Here is a 21,820-nt window from a genome sequence, read left to right as displayed (position 1 = left end):
CGAATAGCACTGGCCTGGCACTGGATCCACACCGCAGCGATGCGGCGAGGTCGTCGGTAGATTTCCGGACCATCATGATCGGCAGGCGTCGGGGAGACGCGGTCGACTCGCCGGCCAGTCTGGCAGGGCTGGGATCGGTGCTCGCCGGTCCGGGCCGTTCCGGGTCCAAATATGACCTCCTGTATTGGGAATTCGGGCCTGTTTGTAGGTCTCGCGATAGAGGCAACAACGCCCGAACGGGAGAAACGGCTCTGCGGCGGGGCTTCAGTCGTGACGAAAACACCATGTGAATGCCGATTGCGTTACCGAAGATGTTACCCCATAAGGGGATATGAATGGCCTGACTGCCGCAGCGTTAGGCCTGGAAGCCAGCGGCTGGGGTGGAGTTTTCGGTAGCCAACCGGGCACTGGGATATCGCGCCTTTCGGCCATCACAGATCGCGCAGCTCCGGTGGAAGCATCAGCAGTCCAATGCTATTGGTCACCTGCCGATATTCGCTTGGTTGCCGCGACCGAGCAGCCCAACACGGCCCGGGCTGATACCGAGATCACGTTTGCCTAGTCAGTATTGGTTACGTCACGTTTTTGTTGGATCCAGCGAGTACGTGTGCCAGAAGGTCAGTGGCCGGGTAGAGCAACGCTCGAGCGGGGAAGTGTCCAAGCGGGGCCGGCTCACTGTCGCGAGCAATCCACTGCGACCGCTGGCCGGATTCGATCGCCAGGCTCAGTAGACGTCGCGGTGGTAGCGCTTGTCCGCGCTCAGCGCGTGGACAAAAGCAGTTGCAGACTCTGGGTCCAGGCCGCCGTGCTCGGCCACGATCTGGCAGAGCATGCGGTCAACGTCTTTGGTCATCGGGTCGGCGGTGCCACAGACGTATACCTGCGCCCCGTCCTGTAGCCACTGCCACAGCTGTGCTCCGCGCTGCTGCATCAGGTGCTGCACGTAGACCTTGTCTCGCTGATCCCGGGAGAACGCCAGGTCCAGGTTGGTCAGCAGACCGTCGCGATGCATGGCCTGTATCTCATCGCGGTAGTAGAAGTCGGTCGCGGCATGCTGCTCGCCGAAGAACAGCCAATTTGGCCCGGTGTGGCCGAGGGCGCGTCGTTCCTGCAGGAATCCCCGGAACGGCGCGATCCCGGTTCCCGGCCCGATCATGATCATCGGTGTGCGGGGATCGCTTGGAGGCCGGAAATTGCTGGATTTGCGCACATAGATCGCAATTTGATCGCTGGGGCTGCGGTCGGCCAGATAGGTCGAGCACACTCCACGCCGAGGGACGCCCTGAAAGTTGTAGCGCACCGGCGAGACTGTCAGATGAACCTCACCGGGGTGCTCTTTGGGGCTGGACGAAATCGAATATAACCGGGGCTGAATGGGTTTGAGTACACTCATCCACTCGTCGACTGAGGCGCGGACCGGTGACTGGGCGAGCAGGTCGACCGACTGACGGCCCCAGGTCCAATCGGCAAGGGCGGCTTTGTTCTCCGGGCGCATCAGCTCGGCAAGTTGGTTCGCGGTGTTGGAGTCCAGCGTCCGTTGCGCCACGAATCGCAGCAGGTCCGGGCTCAGGTGTGCGATTTCGAAGCGGTCTGTCAGGGCGGCGCGCAACGACATCGTCCCGTGGCCGGCGACCTCGACTTCGGTGTGGCCGTCCAACCGGGTCACACCCAGCCACTCGTCGACAAGCTGATGGGCATTGCGTGGCCACACCCCAAGAGCGTCCCCGGCCTCGTAGCTGACCGTTTGTTCGGGAACCCGAAATACCAGTTGTCGAACGTCTTTGGCCGAGCGCGGCCTGCTGAGTGTGGTGTTGCGCATCACGCTGGTCAACAATGGGCGCTTCTTCGTGTAGCCCTGGGGGCGGCTGGCGATGCTGGCTGCTCGAACAGGCTCGGCGGTGATGACCGGCGGGGCCGTGCGGCGCAGCCCGTCGAGTACCTCCTGCAGCCACCTGGCGGCGGACTCTTCGTAGTCGGGCTCGCAGTCGACGCGGTCGGTAATGCGGGAGGCACCCAGCTCGGCCAGCCGGTGGTCCAGGGCGCGCCCATGGCCACAGAAGTCGGCGTAGTTGGAGTCGCCCAACGCGAGAACCGAATAGCGCGTGCCGGCCAGGCTCGGGGCCGTTGCGGCGCAGAGCTCGCGCCAGAAGGCGGCACCGTTGTCCGGCGGTTCCCCGTCCCCGGTGGTGCTGGTGACAAGCAGCAACCGTTGGGTGGACACCAGATCGGCCACCGCGAATTCGTCCATGCCATGCAGTACAACCGGCAGCTCGGCGGCGCTCAGTTGTGCGGCGACGCTGGCGGCGAGTTCTTCGGCGGTGCCGGTTTGCGACGCCCACAACACCACGATCGGGGGTTGCTCGACGGCAGCTTCGGCGGCGTTGTCCGATTGGGCAGCGGCACCGGGCGTTTGGGGGAACGGCAAGGCGGGGGGTGTCTCGGCTCGTGCGAACATGCCCGCGAGTAGGCCGTCGAGCCACAGCCGGGTGCCGGTATCGAAGGGAGAACTGATGGGCAGGGTCGGCACCCCGGCCATGCGTCGACCGGTTTCTGAACGCAGCCCGGCTATCAGGCCCGCCAGGTAGGAGCGGGCGAACGGACCGAACTGCGGGGTGGGTTCGTTTGCGACGCCCAATAGCTCGGCAAGAGCGTCGACCTGCGTCACGCTGAATTGGGCTGTATCGGCGAGCAGCTTGGGTGCTGTCGCATCCGCGCAGGCGTCGGCGGGTTCGCCGGGTTCTGGTTGCAGCTGCGGCCTGGCGACCTTGGTCAGGGTGACCGCACAGGCCTTGTATTCCGGTTGGCGCGATATCGGGTCTACCGCGTCGTTGGTTACGGCGTTGATGGAGAGATATTCACCGAATGCGTCATTCCAGTGGAACGGGGCAAAGCAGTTGCCGGGCCGGACGCGGTCCGTGATCACCACCGGCAACACGGCGCGGCCGCGGCGGGACGCGATCTCGATGTGGTCGCCTTCGCAGATCTGCATATCGGCGGCGTCGTCGGGATGAACCTCAACGAACGGGCCGGGGTTGAGCTTGTTGAGCTTGGCGATCTTGCCGGTCTTGGTCAGCGTGTGCCACTGGTGGGCTAGGCGCCCGGTATTGAGTAGGAATGGGTAGTCGCCGTCGGGCATCTCATCGGGCACCAGGTGCGGGCGGGCGAAGAACACCGCACGCCCCGTTGCGGTGGGGAACGCCAGCCGCGGGACGGTGCCATCGGCGCGAACGAATTGCAGCTGGCTGACACCGTCGTTGAGGTAGCGGATCGGGCTTCGGTTGCTCGCGCCGTCCGGCGGACACGGCCACTGCAGCGGGGTTTCGCGCAATCTGTCGTGGCTGATACCGCGCAGGTCGTATCCGGTTGCCGGATTGGAGAAGCGCTTGATCTCCTCGAATACCTCAGCGGCGGAGCTATAGCTGAACGACTCCGAAAAACCCATCTCGCAAGCGATCCGGGCGATGATCTGCCAGTCCGGTAGCGCGTCACCGACCGGATCAACGGCCTTCGGGAACAAGGACATGTTGCGTTCGCAGTTGACCATCACGCCGTCGGATTCGGTCCATAATGCGGCCGGCAGCAAGACGTTCGCGTACTCGTTGGTCTCGGTTTCAAAGAACGCGTCCTGGCTGATCACCAATTCGGCTTTCTCCAAGCCGGCCAGGACGGTTTTGCGATTGGCTACCGTGGCAACGGGATTGCCGCAGATGATCCAGCACGCCTTGATCTCGCCGTCGGCCATGCGGGAGAACATGTCGATGACGCCGCCGCTGACATCGGTGCGCAGCGCCCCACCGGGTAGACCCCATTGCTCCTCGACGAACTCCCGGTCCGGCGCCGACAACACCGAGCGTTGTCCGGGCAGACCCGGCCCCATGTAGCCCATTTCGCGTCCGCCCATGGCATTGGGCTGGCCGGTGAGGGAGAAGGGGCCGCTACCCGGCCTGCAGATCGCGCCCGTAGCCAGATGTAAGTTGCACAGCGCGTTGGTGTTCCAAGTTCCATGAGTGCTCTGATTGAGCCCCATTGTCCAGCAGCTCATCCAGTTCGCCGCCGTACCGATCCAGCGTGCCGCGGTGCGGATGTCCTCGCTGGGAATGCCGGTGATCTCGCTTACCCGGTCGGGGGTGAACTGCTCGAGGAAACTCGGCATCACCTCCCATCCCTCGGTGAACTCGGAGATGAACTGCGGATCGGTTTGTTCGTTCTCAACGATGAGGTGCAGCAGGCCGTTCAGTAGTGCGAGGTCGGTGCCCGGCGCGATCTGTAGGAACAGATCGGCTTTGTCGGCGGTCGCCGTGCGCCGTGGGTCGACGACGATCAGCTTGGCGCCGGACTTGACGCGTTCCATCATCCGCAGGAACAAAATCGGGTGGCAATCGGCCATGTTGGCGCCGATTACCAGAAACACGTCGGCGTGGTCGAAGTCCTGATACGAGCCCGGCGGACCATCCGCTCCCAACGACAGCTTGTAGCCCGAGCTCGCACCCGCCATGCAGAGCCGAGAGTTGGATTCGATCTGGTTGGTGCCGATGAACCCTTTGGTCAGCTTGTTGGCCAGGTACTGGGCCTCGATCGACATTTGTCCTGACACATAGACGCCGACGGCGTCCGGCCCGTGCTCATCGATGATGGCGCGTAACCGCATGGCGCACTGGGTGATGGCATCGTCGATCGGGATGGATTCCAGGTGCCCCGCTCGGTGGGCCCGCAGGTGCGCCGATTCCATCCGGCCGGGCGCGGCAAGCAGGTCCGCGGTGGTCGTTCCCTTGGTGCACAACCGGCCGAGGTTGGCCGGATGCGACTTGTCCCCAGTTGACTTGGCGACGCGACGCTTTCCCGTCTGCGGGTCGGTCGTAGTTTGCAGCACTATCCCGCAGCCGACGCCACAGTACGCACACACGGTTTTCACGGCGTCCTTGTTGGGCGCCATGAGTTCCCTGGCCACGCCGCATCCTTTCTTCCCTGCTGCACAAGAGGTTATGCGCTGAAATCTTGCGATAAGGATGTTTCAGCGCGGGATGTCGAAGGTTTCGGCCGTTTTACGGTTTCCTCGCAGCGGGCCGGGCCTGCCGGTGCGTTGTTGGAAACGGCACCAAAACCTTGGTTACGCAGTTGAGCCGATTCCGGTCATCCCAAGGTCTTCGTCGACCCGGCTATCTGTCGCCAGGCTACCGCCGAAGACACCATCATTATTCGCCTGAGCTGGGGTTTTGACGAAATCCGGGGGACATTCACAGTTTGCGTCAAGCTCGCGAGACGCGCCTTCCCACGCCGTGATCCTGACCTCGGTATTTCGGGGTCTACAGACGTTGTCCAACGGGTTCACAGACTTCGCTAAGCTCGCGAAATGCACCGTCACCTGCGCGTGATTCTGATGATCCTGGGGCTGGTCCTGGGTTTGGGTGCCCCCGGCTGCGGCCACAAGTCTGCGCCACGGCCGACTACCGCGCCGGATACCTGCAAGAACTCCGATGGGCCGAGCTCCCAGACGGTGCGTCAAGCCATTGCCGCGGTTCCCGTCGGGGTGCCGAACTCGACTTGGGTCGAAATCGCGCGGGGACACACCAAGAACTGCCGCTTGTACTGGGTGCAGATAATCCCCACCATTGCCTCCGAGTCGACTCCGCAACAGCTGCTGTTCTTCGACCACAACACCGCGTTGGGTTCACCAACTCGAAACCCGAAGCCCTATATAAGGGTGCTGCCCTCTGGCCAGGACACCGTGACGGTCCAGTACCAGTGGCGGGTGGGTAGCGATCCGCAGTGCTGTCCGACCGGTAGCGGCACCGTGCGATTCCAGGTCGGGCCGGACGGCAAGCTCAAAGCGCTCGGTCCGATACCACACCAATAGCCGCGCTAAGCAGTCGTTTTCGTCTCGCCTCAGCAACTACTCGCTGTGAAGCACCCCCAAACCCGCCAGTGGTGTGCTCGACATCACTGGATTTGCCCTCTCTACAGCAGTTTTACAGCAGTTCCCCAGCAGTTTCAGGCTGCCTACGAGGTGCCTGGCGGCCCGAGTTTTGGCACGCTGGGAAATCGTTGTCGCTTCTCAGGAGGCGGGTCTAAGGAGGGTGATGGAACAGCAGATGCTGCTGCAACGCGAAGAGTCGCAGAGCAGTCCCGGCCGCTCGAATGCTGTAACCAAACGCTGGGGTGGCTCCCGTCACATCTCCCATTGGGACGCTGAGGATCTGGTGGCCTGGGAGGCCGGCAACAAGCGCATCGCACGGCGCAACCTGCTCTGGTCGGTGGTGACCGTGCACCTGGGCTACTCGGTGTGGACGCTGTGGCCGGTGCTGGTGTTGTTCATGCCCGAGAATGTCTATGGCTTTTCTGCCGGCGACAAGTTTCTGCTCGACATGGTCGCGACACTGGTTGGGGCTGGCCTGCGGATCCCCTATTCGGTTGCCACCACGGTTTTCGGCGGCCGAAATTGGGCCACCTTCTCGGCGGCCGTGCTGTTGCTTCCGGTCGTTGGCACCATGGTGCTCTTGCTGCACCCGGGCCTGCCGCTCTGGCCGTATCTGGTGTGCGCGGCGCTAAGCGGGCTGGGCGGTGGCAACTTCGCGGCCTCGATGAGCAACGCCAACGCCTTCTACCCCCACCGACTCAAAGGATCAGCGCTCGGAATTGCCGGCGGCATAGGAAATCTCGGCGTTCCGGCGACCCAGTTGATGGGTCTGCTGATTATCGCCGTTGCCGGCGAAGGCAAGCCGTACCTGATCTGCGCGCTGTATTCGGTGTTCCTTGCGATCGCCGCAATCGGAGTGGCGCTGTCCATGAACAACGTTGCGCAGCACCGGGTTAAGGCCCGTCATATGCGCCCGATCGTCACCACGGTCCTGGCCAACCGCGACACTTACCTGCTGCCGCTGCTCTACCTCGGCACCTTCGGCTCGTTCATCGGGTTCTCGTTCGCCTTCGGGCAGGTCTTGCAGACCAACTTCATGGCGATTGGCGAACACGCTGCCCAGGCCACCCTGCACGCGGCCGAACTGGCGTTCCTCGGTCCGCTGCTTGCCGCGGTGGCCCGCATCTACGGTGGCAGACTGGCCGACCGGCTGGGCGGGAGCCGGATCACCTTGTGGTATTCGTTGCGATGACAGTCGTTGCCGGGCTGTTGATCAGCGCAAGCAGCCTGGAAGGTCGGCACAGTGGCCCGATGCGCGGAGCCACCATGACCGGCTACTTCGTCTGCTTCATCGCTCTGTTCGTCTTGGCCGGCTTGGGCAACGGGTCCGTGTACAAGATGATTCCGACGATCTTCGCGGCATGTGGGCGCTCGTTGGATCATGGCCCGAGTGCCGGAGGGCTCGATCACCGCGACCGGCCGCGCGTCATCTCCGGGGTGGTGATCGGGTTCGTCTCGGCGCTTGGCGCTCTCGGCGGGGTCGGGATCAACCTTGCATTGCGCGAGTCCTTCGTCGCTACGGGCACGACGACCGACGCGTTCTGGCTCTTCATGGTGTTCTACGCCGGCGCGGCCGCGTTGACGTGGAAGGTCTACGTGCGCCGCCCGGTGGTTGGCATTCAGGCTCTGCCGCCGGCTATCGCACCGCAGCCGGCACCCGCGGCGGCGGAGCTGCTTGGCTCCTAGGGCTCGCACCGACGCGCGGATGCGGCTGACCGTCAACCGGAGTGCTGGCGGGCGGCACGGGGCATCGATCGTGGGCGCCCGGTTGACCGCCTCGGCACGTTCGCTGGCCAGGTCGCGCTGCGCAACGCCCAGTGCGGCTCGATCGGCCCGCGCGTTATGGGGTGTCGAGTGCAAGAGCGGCGATCGCCCCCGGCCAGCTGGCGTCGGAACCCGGCAGGCCGAAGAAACCCTGACGCCCAAACAAGGGCCTGCCCACTGGTGCCGGTCGCCAAGCTGGCCGGGTCCGACCTAGCGGGTGAGGATCAGCAACTTTCCTTGTGGATTATTGATGTGGTTCTCGAAGAAGTCGGCACCAAATTCATCTAGCCCGGCTTTCGCTACGAATGGAGACCGCCACTCAATATCGGTGAACCCGACCACCCAGGGCTCCGGCGTTGTTGATTAGCAGGCTTGTGAGCTGGGTTGATGATCTTTGGTGCCGCGCTATTGGGGCCGGAGTGTAGGCACGGGCTATCTGGAGAACGATCGAGTTGGTTACTGTTCGTCGTTGGTCTGGAGTTGCCCGTGCCTACCGTTTCAGTATTGCCTGTGTCGTCGGTTCCAGAGGTGTTCGACCGCTGGAGTCCTGGTGAGCGCAGCGAGCTCATCGGATCGGAGTTTCTCGATGTGTTGGCCTCGGTGCCAGACCCGAGGGACCCACGCGGTCGGAGGTATTCGCTGATGGCTTTGTTGGCGATCGCGGTTCTGGCCACTGCCGCGGGGATGCGCGGCTATGCTGGTTTTGCCACATGGGCGGCCACCGCTCCCGATGATGTGTTGGCCCAATTAGGGGTCCGGTTCCGGCGGCCCAGTGAGAAGACCTTCCGCGCTGTTTTGTCTCGGCTAGACCCCGCCGACCTCAACGCCAGGATGGGCAGTTACTTCACTGCACACGTGGCCAGCAGCGACCCCAGTGGATTGGTGCCGATCGCGTTGGACGGCAAGATGCTGCGTGGTGCTTTACGCGCCAAAGCGACAGCCACGCATCTCGTGTCGGTGTTCGCCCACCGTGCCCGATTGGTGCTCGGTCAACTCGCTGTCGCCGAGAAAAGCAATGAAATTCCCTGCGTACGTGCCCTGCTCACGCTGCTGCCGGGTAGCTTGCGGTGGCTGGTCACCGTGGATGCGATGCATACCCAGGTCGTCACCGCGAAGTTGATCTGCGCCACCTTGAAGTCGCACTACCTGATGATCGTCAAGTCCAACCAAGCCAAAATACTTGCGCGTATCACCGCGCTGCCCTGGGCCGAGGTGCCCGCAGCCGCTACCGACGACTCCCGCGGCCACGGCCGTGTCGAGACCCGCACCCTGCAAATCATCACCGCTGCACGAGGAATCGGCTTCCCCTACGCAAAACAAATCATCCGGATCACTCGTGAACGCTTGATCACCGCCACCGACCAGCGCAGCGTGGAGGTGGTCTATGCCATCTGCAGCCTGCCGTTCGAGCACGCCCGCCCTACCGCGATCATGACCTGGATGCGTCAACACTGGGGAATCGAGAACAGCCTGCACTGGATACGCGACGTCACCTTCGACGAAGACCGTCAAAGGGCACATACCGGAAACGGCGCACAGGTCCTAGCAACGCTACGCAACACCGCGATCAATCTGCACCGCCTCAACGGCGCCGACAACATCGCCGAAGTCTGCCGGATCACCGCTTTGACCGCCAACCGCCGCCTACACCTCCTCAATCCACAATTCCCCAGCTCACAAGCCTGCTAATCAACAACGCCGGAGCCCTGCCCGACCACCGATGCGATATCCTCGATGCAGGATTTATGCCACCGGTACACTTCGAACACCAGGCCCTCGACTCGGGCTGGATGAAAATGATCCAACCCGCCGTTTTTTTCCTCGGCCTTGGAGACGTAGTAGCCGAACTTCTCCTCCGAGTCCTTCTTGTCATGGAGTTCGATTCGGAAATCGGGATTGAAGCTGAAGGAGACGAAACGGCCGCCTGGCTCGAGCAACCGATAAACGTTGCGCATTGCGGTTTCCAGCCTCACCGGATCCGGCATGTAGTGAAGAAGATGAATCGCTGTCACGGTATTGAAGGTCCGCGATTCCTGCAGATTCAAGATATTGTCGACCCGGTAGTCGATCCTCAGCGGCTTCTGGTTCTCCTGACTCATTGCGAGGCTGATGAGCTCAGCTGACAGGTCGGAGCCGCTGACGGGTCCCGCTTTGACAAGAGTGCGAAACTGCCTCGTGTAGAACCCGTCGCCACAGGCCAGGTCGAGCAGGCTCTTGCCGGCAGCTTCGGTGAGGGCGTCGATGATGACCGGCTTCTGGCACAAATCATGGTAGAGCGCCATGTTTATCATACCGGCGGCATATTGTGTTGCAATATTGTTGTATTTTTCCCGGGTCAATTCCTGGCGATCGGCGTGCATGGTCAGTTGCTCCTTACTCTGCTGGCGGTGCTGATATTCCGCTGGATTTCTCTAACGGAACTGTTGAGAGGTCGACTATTAAGCTTCTGGGAGGGCGTCCTGTCGGCGAATTTCATCGTCCGGATCGATCGCAATTCGTGCCGCGGCAATTCGAAGGATCGGTGCAGCCATTACGGATGTTGCGATGGCGGTGAGTAGAACAATCGTATAGAAACTGTCGTTGAATATTCCCAGGTCGTATGCGGTATCGGCGCAGGGCTCCGGCGTTGTTGATTAGCAGGCTTGTGAGCTGGGGAATTGTGGATTGAGGAGGTCTAGGCGGCGGTTGGCGGTCAAAGTGGTGATCCGGCAGGCTTCGGCGATGTTGTCGGCGCCGTTGAGGCGGTGCAGATTGATCGCGGTGTTGCGTAGCGTTGCTAGGACCTGTGCGCCGTTTCCGGTATGTGCCCTTTGACGGTCTTCGTCGAAGGTGACGTCGCGTATCCAGTGCAGGCTGTTCTCGATTCCCCAGTGTTGACGCATCCAGGTCATGATCGCGGTAGGGCGGGCGTGCTCGAACGGCAGGCTGCAGATGGCATAGACCACCTCCACGCTGCGCTGGTCGGTGGCGGTGATCAAGCGTTCACGAGTGATCCGGATGATTTGTTTTGCGTAGGGGAAGCCGATTCCTCGTGCAGCGGTGATGATTTGCAGGGTGCGGGTCTCGACACGGCCGTGGCCGCGGGAGTCGTCGGTAGCGGCTGCGGGCACCTCGGCCCAGGGCAGCGCGGTGATACGCGCAAGTATTTTGGCTTGGTTGGACTTGACGATCATCAGGTAGTGCGACTTCAAGGTGGCGCAGATCAACTTCGCGGTGACGACCTGGGTATGCATCGCATCCACGGTGACCAGCCACCGCAAGCTACCCGGCAGCAGCGTGAGCAGGGCACGTACGCAGGGAATTTCATTGCTTTTCTCGGCGACAGCGAGTTGACCGAGCACCAATCGGGCACGGTGGGCGAACACCGACACGAGATGCGTGGCTGTCGCTTTGGCGCGTAAAGCACCACGCAGCATCTTGCCGTCCAACGCGATCGGCACCAATCCACTGGGGTCGCTGCTGGCCACGTGTGCAGTGAAGTAACTGCCCATCCTGGCGTTGAGGTCGGCGGGGTCTAGCCGAGACAAAACAGCGCGGAAGGTCTTCTCACTGGGCCGCCGGAACCGGACCCCTAATTGGGCCAACACATCATCGGGAGCGGTGGCCGCCCATGTGGCAAAACCAGCATAGCCGCGCATCCCCGCGGCAGTGGCCAGAACCGCGATCGCCAACAAAGCCATCAGCGAATACCTCCGACCGCGTGGGTCCCTCGGGTCTGGCACCGAGGCCAACACATCGAGAAACTCCGATCCGATGAGCTCGCTGCGCTCACCAGGACTCCAGCGGTCGAACACCTCTGGAACCGACGACACAGGCAATACTGAAACGGTAGGCACGGGCAACTCCAGACCAACGACGAACAGTAACCAACTCGATCGTTCTCCAGATAGCCCGTGCCTACACTCCGGCCCCAATAGCGCGGCACCAAAGATCATCAACCCAGCTCACAAGCCTGCTAATCAACAACGCCGGAGCCCTGGTAGTGGAGCGGTTGGTGATCCAGAATGATGGCGTCGATCTCGCCGAATAGAACTGTGTGGGTTCCCACGTTGCGGGTGGCCGTGAGCCGACATTCAGCGATGGCGTGGGCGTCTTCGTACAGAATGGGCAGTCCGCCTGTGGTGCTCGCTCGCCAGCGAACCTTGCTGAAGCGGTCCTCTTGAACGGAGGAAAAGACGCGGGCGGCGGACTCGCCGCCGCTGTGCAACAGATTCACGGCGAAGCGTGTGCAGTCTTGAACCGCATCCAGGGTGGTACTGCGGGTGTTCACGCACAGCAGCAAGGTCGGAGGCTCCATGGTCACGCTGCACATCGAGGAGCAGGTGAATCCGCGAGGAGCGCCATCGTGGTCGTAGGTGGTGACAATGGTTACGCCGCTGGGATAGCTGCTCATGAACTCGCGGAACACGTCCGGTGTAAGGATCTCCGGGCCCTGTTCGGCCGCGGTGTTTGGTGCGTCAACAGACATCGTGGACTCGTCTTCCTGGTTAGTCGGTCAGTAGTGCGGCAAGTTGCTCCACCGTGGCGCCCTGAAGGAGTTGCACGAGTGGGGGATCACAGGCGAATGCCTTTGCGATCCGCTCGCTGAGTACCAGTGCGTGAATGGAGTCGCCACCGCTATCTCCCACGCTGTCGGTGGTGTCCACGGACCGGTCCAACACGTCTTCCCAAATTCGCCTTAGATCCTCGCGAACCCGGGAGCACGCATCGTCGGATATGTGTGCAGCGATACGGCGAGTGCGATGGAGAAGATTCAGCGCAGCTTCCGTCCCGAACCTGGGCAACGGTGCCGACCCTCCGTTCGCGACGGCAGCAACCGCATCACGGTAGGCATCGAGGATCGCGCTGACTTGTTCGGTTTGCAGGATGCGCGGATCGAATTCGATTCCGATGCCAAGCGTGTCGTTCTCTTTCACGAACACGGTGACCAGGGGAAGGTTGGTGTGTTCGATCAGTTTTCGCCGTATGGTCACGGACCGCTCCGCGGGGGGATCCGCCGTGTCCCGGGTTTGGTCCAGGCTGACGAAATTGAACGCCGTCTGGAAGAGTTCGCCGATTCCGATGTCGCGCTGAATTGTCCGCAACGGGACTCGACGATGCGGCAGCACAGCACGTTCTGCGGCGAAGGCCTCATCAATGAGCCCGATGTAGTCGGTCGAGGTCAATCGCATCCGCAGCGGGACCGTGTTGAGGAACATGCCGAGTACGTGGGCGGAGTCGTCGGTTTCCGGCCGGCCGTTGACGACCAAGCCGCTGACCACATCGTCGGTAGCGGCGAGTGGGGCGTTGACCACCATGTGTGCGGCGAGCAGCGTGCTCTTCAGCGGTACGCGGCGATTGCGGGCCACCTCTGACAGGCGCGCCTCGATATCACGCGGAAACTCCCACCATGTGGTCTCGAGGCGGCTGGAGCCGGATCGCTCCCCGGTAAAATGCGTGGTTTCGAGCCCTTGAAGCTGTTTGCGCCAGAACACTTTCGAGGCACTGCGCTCCGCTTGACGCTCGAGTGCGACAAAGTCGCGGAAGCTGGTCCGCAGCGGCGCTCGGAACGGCGCCGCTCCATGTCTCCGAAAGGTGTCGTAGCTGCTCAGGAGGTCGCGTTGCAGTTCCGCCACGCTCCAGCCGTCCAGCAGTGCGTGGTGGAAAGTCAGCCCAAGTTCGAAGCGGTTGCCATCACGCAGATGGATTACCACCCCAAATGGGGTGCAGCTCTGCCATTCGATGGGTGAGTGGGCCTCGTTGTCCATCCACCGCGATAGTGCAGCCTCTTTCTCGGCTTCCGAAAGACCGGACAGATCAACGACTGTGAGTGGTGTTGCCACCGATTCGTGCACTATCTGCAGTGGCTGCGAGTATGCGGCGAGCTCGAAGGTCGTGCGCAGAATCGGGTGTCTGGCCGTGATCTCGTCCAGGGCGGCGCGGAAGGCGGTCTCGTCCCACTGCGCCCGGACCAGGTAGCTGAACACATCGTGATAGACACTGGGCCCGTCGACCCTACTGTGAAAGAGCATCCCCGCCTGCAAGGCTGCGAATGGATAGGCGTCTGTCGCGGTTGCGGGTCGGTCGCCCTCCGCCCTGAAATCCGACTCCAACAGCATTGCCGTTGACCAGGATTCAACGCCTGAAGTGTCGTTCTCGGCTGACTCGGCAGACGTCAGCCCAGCAGCGAGCTCCTCCGGCGTTTGATACTGGAACAGATCTTGCACCGATACCGCGAGGCCGAGTTCTTTGGCCTTGACCGAGACCCGCACCGCGCGCATCGAGTCGCCACCAATCTCGAAGAAGTTGTCCGATGAAGCAACGGAGTCCAGGTCCAGAGCCTGAGCGAAGAGGTGCCGGATCTGATCGAGCACGGCGCCGTCACGATCTTTCGTCGAGGTGCGTACCGCAGTGGCGGTGGTTTGCGCAGCACCGTCGCTGGTCGCCCGTGTGGAAGCCCTCTTTGGCTCCGGCAACGCCTTCTGGTCGATCTTGCCGTTCACGGTGAGCGGCAGCGACTCTACGGCGACAATGGCTGCCGGCAACATGTAGTCAGGTAGGCGCGCTGCCAGGCTCCGACGGGTCGGCCCGATTTCCGGTTGTTCGCCGGAGTGAGTGACAACGTAGGCCACCAAACGGGATTCGCCTCCATCGGAGCGCACCATCGCATGGCAGGCCGATACTCCGTCGAGCGCGAGGAGCGCGGCTTCCACATCGCCGAGTTCGATGCGAAAGCCCCGGAGCTGGACCTGGTTGTCGAGACGGCCCAGGTACTCGATATCGCCATTGGGCAAGCGTCGCCCGGCATCACCGGATCGGTAGGGGCGCTCCCCGCCGCGAAACGGGTGTGGAATGAAACGCTGGCTAGTCAACTCCGGCTGGCCCAGGTACCCATTGGCCAACCCGTGACCGCCAACGCAGATCTCTCCCCGCACTCCGTAGGGGACCAGATTGCCCGCCGGGTCGGTTAGCAGGCATTCCAGGTCCGGCAGCGGGCGGCCGATGTTGGAACCGTTGGCGCCGAGGACATCTTCGCGACGCACCCGGCGGAACGTCACATGCACCGTTGTCTCGGTGATGCCGTACATGTTGATCAGTTCGGGGCGTGCGTCGTCGTGCGCATCGATCCAGGGGAGCAGATCAGCAAAACTCAGGTTCTCCCCGCCGAAGATCACGTAGCGCAAGAAGAGTCCGGCGTTGGTGTTGGCGTCCGCGTCGCGCAAAATCCGAAATGCTGAGGGCGTTTGGTTGAGGACGGTGATCCGCTCGGCGGTGAGCAACTCGCGGAATGCGACCGGGTTTCGGGTCACCAGATAAGGAACCACCACCACGCACCCGCCGTGAAGCAATGCCCCCCCAGAGTTCCCAGACCGAGAAGTCGAACGCGATGGAGTGAAACATCGACCAACGGTCTTTGTTGGTGAAGGTGAATAGTTCCTCGGTCGCACTGAACAGACGCATCACGTTGTGATGGGTTACCTCGACACCCTTGGGGCGGCCAGTGGACCCCGACGTATAGATGACGTAGGCGACGTCTTCGGAGTCGACCTCGACCTGGACCCGTTGCGTGGGTTGATCGGAGATCTCCATCGAGTCCAATTCGAGGATCGTGGTGTCGTATCCGGCCACCACGTGCCGCAACGAGGATTCGGTCAGAATGGCTGAGGGAGCCGAGTCCGCAAGTACTAGCTCCGCCCGGCTTGCCGGCCAGCTGGCATCGATTGGGACATAGGCCGCACCGGTCTTGACGATGGCCAACACAGCGATCGGGATGAGATGGGTCCGCTCGAGCAAGAGCGCCACCTTGTTCCCGCGGACTACCCCGTTGGACATCAATAACCTGGCCAGCTGATTGGCCGCCGCGTCGAGCTCCGCGTAGGTCAGGCCGCTCCCGTTGGACCGAACGGCCTCTGCCTTCGGAGCCGCGTCCACCTGGGCTTCGAAGCCCAGGTGCAATGTTCGGTGCCGATGGGGGATATCGCGACGCCCGTCGACAGAACGCAACTCTTCGATTTCATGATCGGTCAGCATGGCGAAGCTTCTCAATGGGACGTCCGGCTCAGCCAACCCGCGGGTGAGAAGGGTGACCAGGTGTTGGGCCATCCGCTCGATGGTCCGGGGGGCCCACAGCGCGGTGCTGAAATCGAAGGTCAGATACAGATCCTTGTCGTCGGACTGCAGGACCAGTCCGAGCTTGAACAGGGCGCGCTTGGGATCATGTGGCACGGGAGTGGTTTGCACCCGGTCGAACCGTGGACCGCGGGCGAGGGCGATTTCGGGTACGAAGGACACCTCAGTCAGCGACGCTGACTTTTGCAGCCGCGTGCCAAAGCGTTCCAGCAAGTCGGCGAACGGAACTTCGCCGTGGGCGGTCACCTCGGCGAGCTGGGTGGCCGTACGGTTTGATTGGGCCCGTATTGTCAACTCGGGCAACAGGTCTGAGCGCACCGGCAGTAGGTTCGAGAAATAGCCGATCGTTGCCGGGGGCACCTCGGATGGCCGGTTCGGCACTGGCACGCCCACCAGCACCGTCTCTTGACCGCTGTAGCGGTGCAGGAGGTGCTGCCACATCCCAAGCACGACGGTCGAGCGATCCACGCCTGACTCCATGGCGAAGTCGTCAAGGCGCCGAAGAATGTCGCCGGGCAACCGGACCTCGACTCGGGCACCCCGAAATGACAGGACGGGCGGTTGCGGAAGGTCGGTGGGAAGCTCGAGCCGTCCTAGAACATCGCTCAGCGTGGCCGTCCAGAACTCCACGCTCGCGGCGTTCGGCGGGCGGGACGCATCGGCGATTTCGGCATGCGCCAGTTCCCCCATGGTCCTTGTTGCAGCGACCTCCGCGAACGGTGTTCCCGGGCTCATGGCGGCCTTGGAATTCGCGCCGTCCTCGTCCAATTCGGCATAGATGTTGGATAGCTCGGCGAACATCGTCGCTTCCGCCCACACGTCCGCGCCAATGTGGTGACAGTTCATGCCGAGGACGACATGGCCCTCGTCGACCACGAACAGCGTCGCCCGCAGTGGAGGGGTCGTTGTGATGTCTATCGGCGTGGCGGCATCGGATTCGACTAGCGTTGTCAGCAATGCTTCGCGCTCCGCAGGATTGTGGTCGCGCAGGTCGTGCACCGCGACATCGGCGGGCATCCCAACGATCTGGTGCGCACCGCGCTCATCCGAGGGAAACACTGTTCGTAGGGCTGGGTGGCGCTGCACGAGAAGGTCGAGTGCTTGGCATAGCGCCGTCACGTCAATCTCGCCCCGTAGGTCGAAGTATCGCTGGGAGCACAACTCGGGGCCGCCAAGGTTCAACCGGTCGAGCAGCCAAATCCGTTGTTGGGCGAGGGTCAGGGGTGCGGGCCCAATGTCTTGGGCAGATCGGAGGCGGTCGACGTAGTCTTCGCTGCGGCATCCGGGCGTCCGGGCAAGCAAGCCCAGTGCCTCGACGAATTCGGCCGCCAGCCGCCCAGCTGTCGACTGTGAGAACAGCTCGACGTCGTATTCCAGGAAACCCCACAGCGCCGTACCGTCGTCGGTGAACGAGGCCAGCAAGTCGAACTTGGCCGATCCGGGATCGACACCGATGTCGTTGACCTGCGCGCCGTCGATGCGTAGCGGCGAGATACCACCGTCGAATAGCGACACGGCAGCTTGGAAGATCGGGTTGCGAGTACCGAGTCGTTCTGGCCGGACGACATTGACGATGTCGGGAAACGACAGCGCACTGTGGTCGACCATCGCCCGGATCTCGTCACGGGTACGTACCACCAGCTCCGCGAATGTCGGGTTGTCACCCAACCGGCAGCGCAACGGGAGGATGCTGGCGAAATTGCCAATCACGTGTTCGATGCTGGAGTGGTTGCGGCCTGCGGTGACTCCGCCGACGACAATGTCGCGCTGCTGGCCCCGGCCGGCAACCCAAGTCGTGAATGCCGCGACCAGCACACTGTATGGCGTGGCGCCGTGCCGGCGCGCCATGTCCCGCAACGCAGCCCGGTCACCATCGCCGATCGAGATCGGAACGCGTGCGCCTCGGAACTTCCCGACGGAGGGGCGGACGAAATCTCGCGGGATGTCGATTTCAGGCGGGGTGCCACATAGCTGATCGCGCCAATACCCTTCCAACGCTGCGCGCCGCTGTGCCGTCAGCCAGTGCACCATCCACTGCTCGTAGTCAATCGGCTGAATGGGCAAGCGCGGCAGGGCCTGGTCATCGGGCGAAGTCCCGTAGGCCCTGCTCAACTCGCTGTTCAACAATCCCGCGGCCGACCAGCCGTCGGCGACGATGTGGTGCATGCTCCAGGCCAGGTAGTGGTCATCCTCGGCGACGGTAGTGAGCAGTACCCGCACCGGCGGTGCATCCGACAAGTCGAACGGGAGGGCCAACATCTCCTGGATCCGCCCGATGGCGGCCGGTTCGCGGTCGTCCTCGGGAAGATCGCGAAGATCGACCTGCTGCAGTGGGATTGGGCCCGGTGGGAGGATGACTTGAGTCGGCTGCCCGTTGTGCTGCGGGAAGATCGTCCGCAGCGCTTCATGCCGGGCCGCTACCGACGTGAACGCGCCTTCGATGCGGGCGACGTCCACGGGGCCTCGGATTCGGACGGCGGCGGGAATGTTGTAGGCCGTCATCGTCGGCACCAGCTGCTGCAAGTACCACAGATTTGCCTGCATTGGTGCCAACGGCAGAGGCGTGGATCTGTCGGCCGGAGTGGGTCCGCTCATCGCGGCCTCATCGGCGGGTGATACCTGCCCGGATCGCTGTTCGATGAGATCACCTAGGGCGGTGAGGGTTCCGGCGTGTACGAAGTCGCGCAACTGAAGCGTCACGCCCATCCGTTCGCGAACCCGGATGATCACCCGCGATGCCGCCAGGGAGTGCCCGCCGATCCGGAAGAAGTCCGCTTCCTGATTGGTCACCGGGGTGCCGAGTATCTCCTCCCAGATGTTGGCTAGCGGGACGAGTCGTTCGGGTAACGCACTGGAACCGGCGGCGCCAGTCATGGCCGGGACCGGTGGCAGTGCCGAGGTGTCGACTTTGCCCGCCGGCGTGCGGGGTAGAGCGTCGAGCACAATCACCGCGCCGGGCACCATGGTGCTGGGAAGCTTTCTGCGCGCGGTCTCGAGCACCGCATCGGGGTCGACTACGGCTTCGGGGGTACTGGCAACGATGTATGCCGCGAGGACTCTTTCGCCGGAGCCGTGTTCCTTGATGTCGACTACCGCTTGCTGGACGCCGGGGTGCCCGCACAGGGCCCGCTCCACCTCGGTCGGCTCGATTCGCACACCGCGCAACTTGAGTTGGCGGTCCATCCGCCCCAGGAATTCCAGCGTCCCGTCCGCTCGCTGACGCACCCGATCACCGGTGCGATACACCTTCGCATCCGGTTCCGCGGAGCGCACATCCGGACGAAAGCGCTCCGCGGTCAAAGCCGGTAGGCCGCGATAGCCCATCCCCACGCAGGCTCCGCCGATCCACAGCTCGCCCGCCTGCTCCTCGGGAACGAGAGCACCTTCCTCGTCCACAATGTATAGGCGAACGTTGGCGATCGGGCGACCGATGGGTGCCCAGGTCGCCGTGTCAGTGACGTCGACTCGCCAGAAAGAGGCATCGAAGGTGGTCTCGGTAGCCCCGTAGTAATTGACCATCTCCGCATGGGGGAGTGCTTCGGCTACCCTGCGGCACAGCGCTATTGGTAGTGGCTCGCCGCCGCAGAATACATACCGCAAGCTGCGGCACTCGCGCAGCCTTGGCTCCTCGAGTACTACGGCCAGTTGGGACGGCACGAACTGCATCGCCGTGATACCCAGTCGCCGGATGTGTTCGATTATCTGATGGGCATTCCACTCGCCGGGGCCCAGCGCGGGGAACACCAGTCGGCCACCGGCCGACAGTGGGCCAAAGATCTCCCACAGAAAGATGTCGAAGGTTGGTTCGGTTGTCTGCAGCACTGCATCGCCGACACCTAGGCCGAGTTCGTCACGTCGCCACAGCAGTTGATTGGCCAGCGAACGGTGCGAGATGAGCACCGGCTTGGGGCGCCCGGTCGAACCGGATGTGAAATAGATGTACGCGGGAGCACGTGGGTCCGATCGCGAAATCACCGGACCGGGCTCGCCGCTGCCATCGGCGATGATCAACTCTGGCGCATTCGCTGGAAGCAGCGCGCGGGTCTGCTCGTCCGCAACGATGCAGCCGACGTCCGCGTCAGCGATCATGTCGCGCACTCGGCGAGTTGGGTGGGCAGGGTTGAGCATGAGCAATACCGCGCCGACCCGCAAAACGGCGATTGCGGCGATGGCCATCCGAGCGTCGCGGCTGAGGAAGACCCCGACGACATCGCCGTTTCGCACTCCCTGCGCGCGAAGGCGGTTGGCGAGCGCGTCCGCGTGCTCTCCGAGTTCGGCGTAGGTGATCCTGTGCCCGCTGGCGTCTCGTAGGGCGATTGCATCAGGGGTTCGCGCGATTTGGGCGTAGACCAGGTCGTGCACGGTCTCTTGCCAACCTGGAGCTTCGGGTCCGACGAGTGGCTCGCCTTGGCTGGCTTTGCCCCGTGTGGGGTGCAGCGTCGGATCGATTTCCGTTGCGTGGCAGGACAGAAACTCGTCGAGCCTACCGACCGAGTCGGCAAAGTTTGGTATTGACTGCAGAAAATCGCTACCCGTTGCCGGTCGCGCCGCGACGCTGACACGGGCCAGATGCCAAGCGTTCTCAATGAGGGCGCTGGCCGCGGATCCCCGCGGTACGACCGCATCCAGGATCGCCCACACGCCAAACCAGCCAAGGTCGCAGAAGAGGCCAGTCGAGCTTTCTGCGGTGAGCTCGCTGACCGTCTCGCGTAGCCGACTAGTTGCATCCGATGAGGGATCACGGTCGGCGATCCAGTCGTAGATGGTGTCGTCGTGCGCGGCCAACCGGCTGCCCAACTCGGTCAACAGGGCCTCAGAGGGCCCCTCGCCGATCCGCAGGAAGCGGACATCGCGCATCAGTTCGGCCACGCCGCTGGCCTCCATGTAGCCTCTCCATCCGAGCGTTCGCATCGCATCGTCGGTGGCGCGGTGGGCGAACTCCGAGGAGGCCACCTTCAGCGCTAGAGCTATTTCCTGGGGTACCTCGAATTCCGTTGTGATGGTGGAGAGTAGGGCCTCCACGGCGGCAATTTCGGCCGTGATGCGAGAGATCCGGCGCTGGAACACCGGGTCGTCGGCAAGGCGGCCGGTGCTCACCTGCCGGCGTGACGCGAAGCGGTACATCAATTGAGCGCCGCGTTTCAGCACGCCAAGGCTGATCGCACCCGCGCAGATTCGTCCAACTAGCAAACTGTCACCGATGACGTCCACCCCGCTGCCGACTTCGCCAAGAATTTGCCAGCTCTGTATGCGCACGTCTTCGTAGCGAACGCCAGAGATCGGCACGGACCATAATCCATACATGTCCTCGGGAGGCTGGATGGTGACTCCCGGACTGTCGGATGGCACCAACACGGCCGTCAACGCCACGCCACCTTCAACGATGAACGGGATCAGAGTGACGAAGAATGCGGCCAACGGTGCTCCGGTGATGGCGGACTTCGCCCCGGACATCACCCAATCATCGCCATCTCTGACTGCTTTGCTGGTGAGGCCGCGCAGATTGGACCCCGACACATCGGGCTCAGTGATAGCGAGCGCGCATACCAAATTTCCGGAGCGCATATCTTCGATGTGACGCGACTGTAAATTTCGGCTTCCGTATCGGAGTACTGCTTGCAGAGCCGCGTGGTGCACGACCAGAAGAGCCGCTTGAACTGGTGTTGTGCCGCCCATCTGTTCGGCTTCCGCGACCAGGCTCGGCAGGTCGACCCGGTCGCCGTCGGCTGTGGTGCGCGCAATGCCGAACTGTCGAGCGTCAGCGCGGCCTCTGCCCAAGGTGCAATCTGCACTTGGCGGGGTGAGCGAATCCGCGCCCGCTTGATGTTTGCCGATAGGCTGCTTGGCGCCGTCGTCCGCTGTCTCGTCCTGGACGGTAGCCGTCATCCGCGTGCTCTCGATTCGGTTGGCGCCGGCCGGTCGGCGGCTGTGTTAAACATGAATAGACACGCCAGTTACTAGTCAATAACAATACTAATTAATTGGTTGACGTTACCGGAGATGCGGTCCTACTGTTGGGCGGCGTCTACTGGG

Annotated in this window: 6 protein-coding genes and 2 pseudogenes; 3 read left to right on the top strand and 5 right to left on the bottom strand. The window is 62.8% G+C overall.

Annotated features, from left to right (window positions below; all coding sequences use genetic code 11):
• Window positions 1–724: 724 nt before the first annotated feature.
• Window positions 725–4,933: a bifunctional nitrate reductase/sulfite reductase flavoprotein subunit alpha gene (locus SHTP_RS17675; RefSeq protein WP_096372536.1), complete on the bottom strand. Its 4,209-nt coding sequence runs from the start codon at window positions 4,931–4,933 to the stop codon at window positions 725–727.
• Window positions 4,934–5,350: 417 nt separating this feature from the next.
• Here SHTP_RS17675 and SHTP_RS17670 point away from each other — a divergent pair, with 417 nt between their 5' ends.
• From SHTP_RS17670 to SHTP_RS17660, 3 genes and pseudogenes are all read left to right on the top strand, one after another.
• Entirely contained in the window at window positions 5,351–5,854 is a 504-nt protein-coding gene (locus tag SHTP_RS17670) for an LppP/LprE family lipoprotein (protein WP_096371305.1), read from the top strand.
• Between the two features lie 223 nt (window positions 5,855–6,077).
• Window positions 6,078–7,600, top strand: a pseudogene (locus tag SHTP_RS17665) (nitrate/nitrite transporter).
• Between the two features lie 564 nt (window positions 7,601–8,164).
• Complete coding sequence (locus SHTP_RS17660; protein ID WP_420873022.1) at window positions 8,165–9,367, top strand: ISAs1-like element IS2404/ISMul1 family transposase; 1,203 nt, start codon at window positions 8,165–8,167, stop codon at window positions 9,365–9,367.
• Here SHTP_RS17660 and SHTP_RS17655 read toward each other — a convergent pair.
• The 4 genes and pseudogenes from SHTP_RS17655 to SHTP_RS17635 form a co-directional block, all read right to left on the bottom strand.
• The gene (locus SHTP_RS17655) at window positions 9,364–10,038 is read right to left on the bottom strand and encodes a class I SAM-dependent methyltransferase (protein ID WP_231991159.1); all 675 of its coding nucleotides are present in this window, start codon (window positions 10,036–10,038) and stop codon (window positions 9,364–9,366) included. The two genes, SHTP_RS17660 and SHTP_RS17655, sit on opposite strands and share 4 nt — an antisense overlap.
• Window positions 10,039–10,311: 273 nt before the next feature.
• Window positions 10,312–11,514, bottom strand: coding sequence for an ISAs1-like element IS2404/ISMul1 family transposase (locus SHTP_RS17645; RefSeq protein WP_420873021.1), 1,203 nt, complete (start codon window positions 11,512–11,514; stop codon window positions 10,312–10,314).
• Between the two features lie 119 nt (window positions 11,515–11,633).
• Window positions 11,634–12,146, bottom strand: coding sequence for a flavin reductase family protein (locus SHTP_RS17640; RefSeq protein WP_096371302.1), 513 nt, complete (start codon window positions 12,144–12,146; stop codon window positions 11,634–11,636).
• Window positions 12,147–12,165: 19 nt separating this feature from the next.
• A pseudogene (locus tag SHTP_RS17635) lies at window positions 12,166–21,673 on the bottom strand (amino acid adenylation domain-containing protein).
• Window positions 21,674–21,820: the final 147 nt, after the last annotated feature.

Source organism: Mycobacterium ulcerans subsp. shinshuense (assembly GCF_002355775.1).
Classification (GTDB): domain Bacteria; phylum Actinomycetota; class Actinomycetes; order Mycobacteriales; family Mycobacteriaceae; genus Mycobacterium; species Mycobacterium marinum.
This window is presented reverse-complemented; position numbering and strand designations above follow the sequence as displayed.

Coding starts and splice junctions, on each gene's coding strand:
- SHTP_RS17675 (WP_096372536.1), bottom strand. CDS start 4,933: ATGGCGCCCAACAAGGACGCCGTGAAAACCGTGTGTGCGTACTGTGGC.
- SHTP_RS17670 (WP_096371305.1), top strand. CDS start 5,351: ATGCACCGTCACCTGCGCGTGATTCTGATGATCCTGGGGCTGGTCCTG.
- SHTP_RS17655 (WP_231991159.1), bottom strand. CDS start 10,038: ATGCACGCCGATCGCCAGGAATTGACCCGGGAAAAATACAACAATATT.
- SHTP_RS17640 (WP_096371302.1), bottom strand. CDS start 12,146: ATGTCTGTTGACGCACCAAACACCGCGGCCGAACAGGGCCCGGAGATC.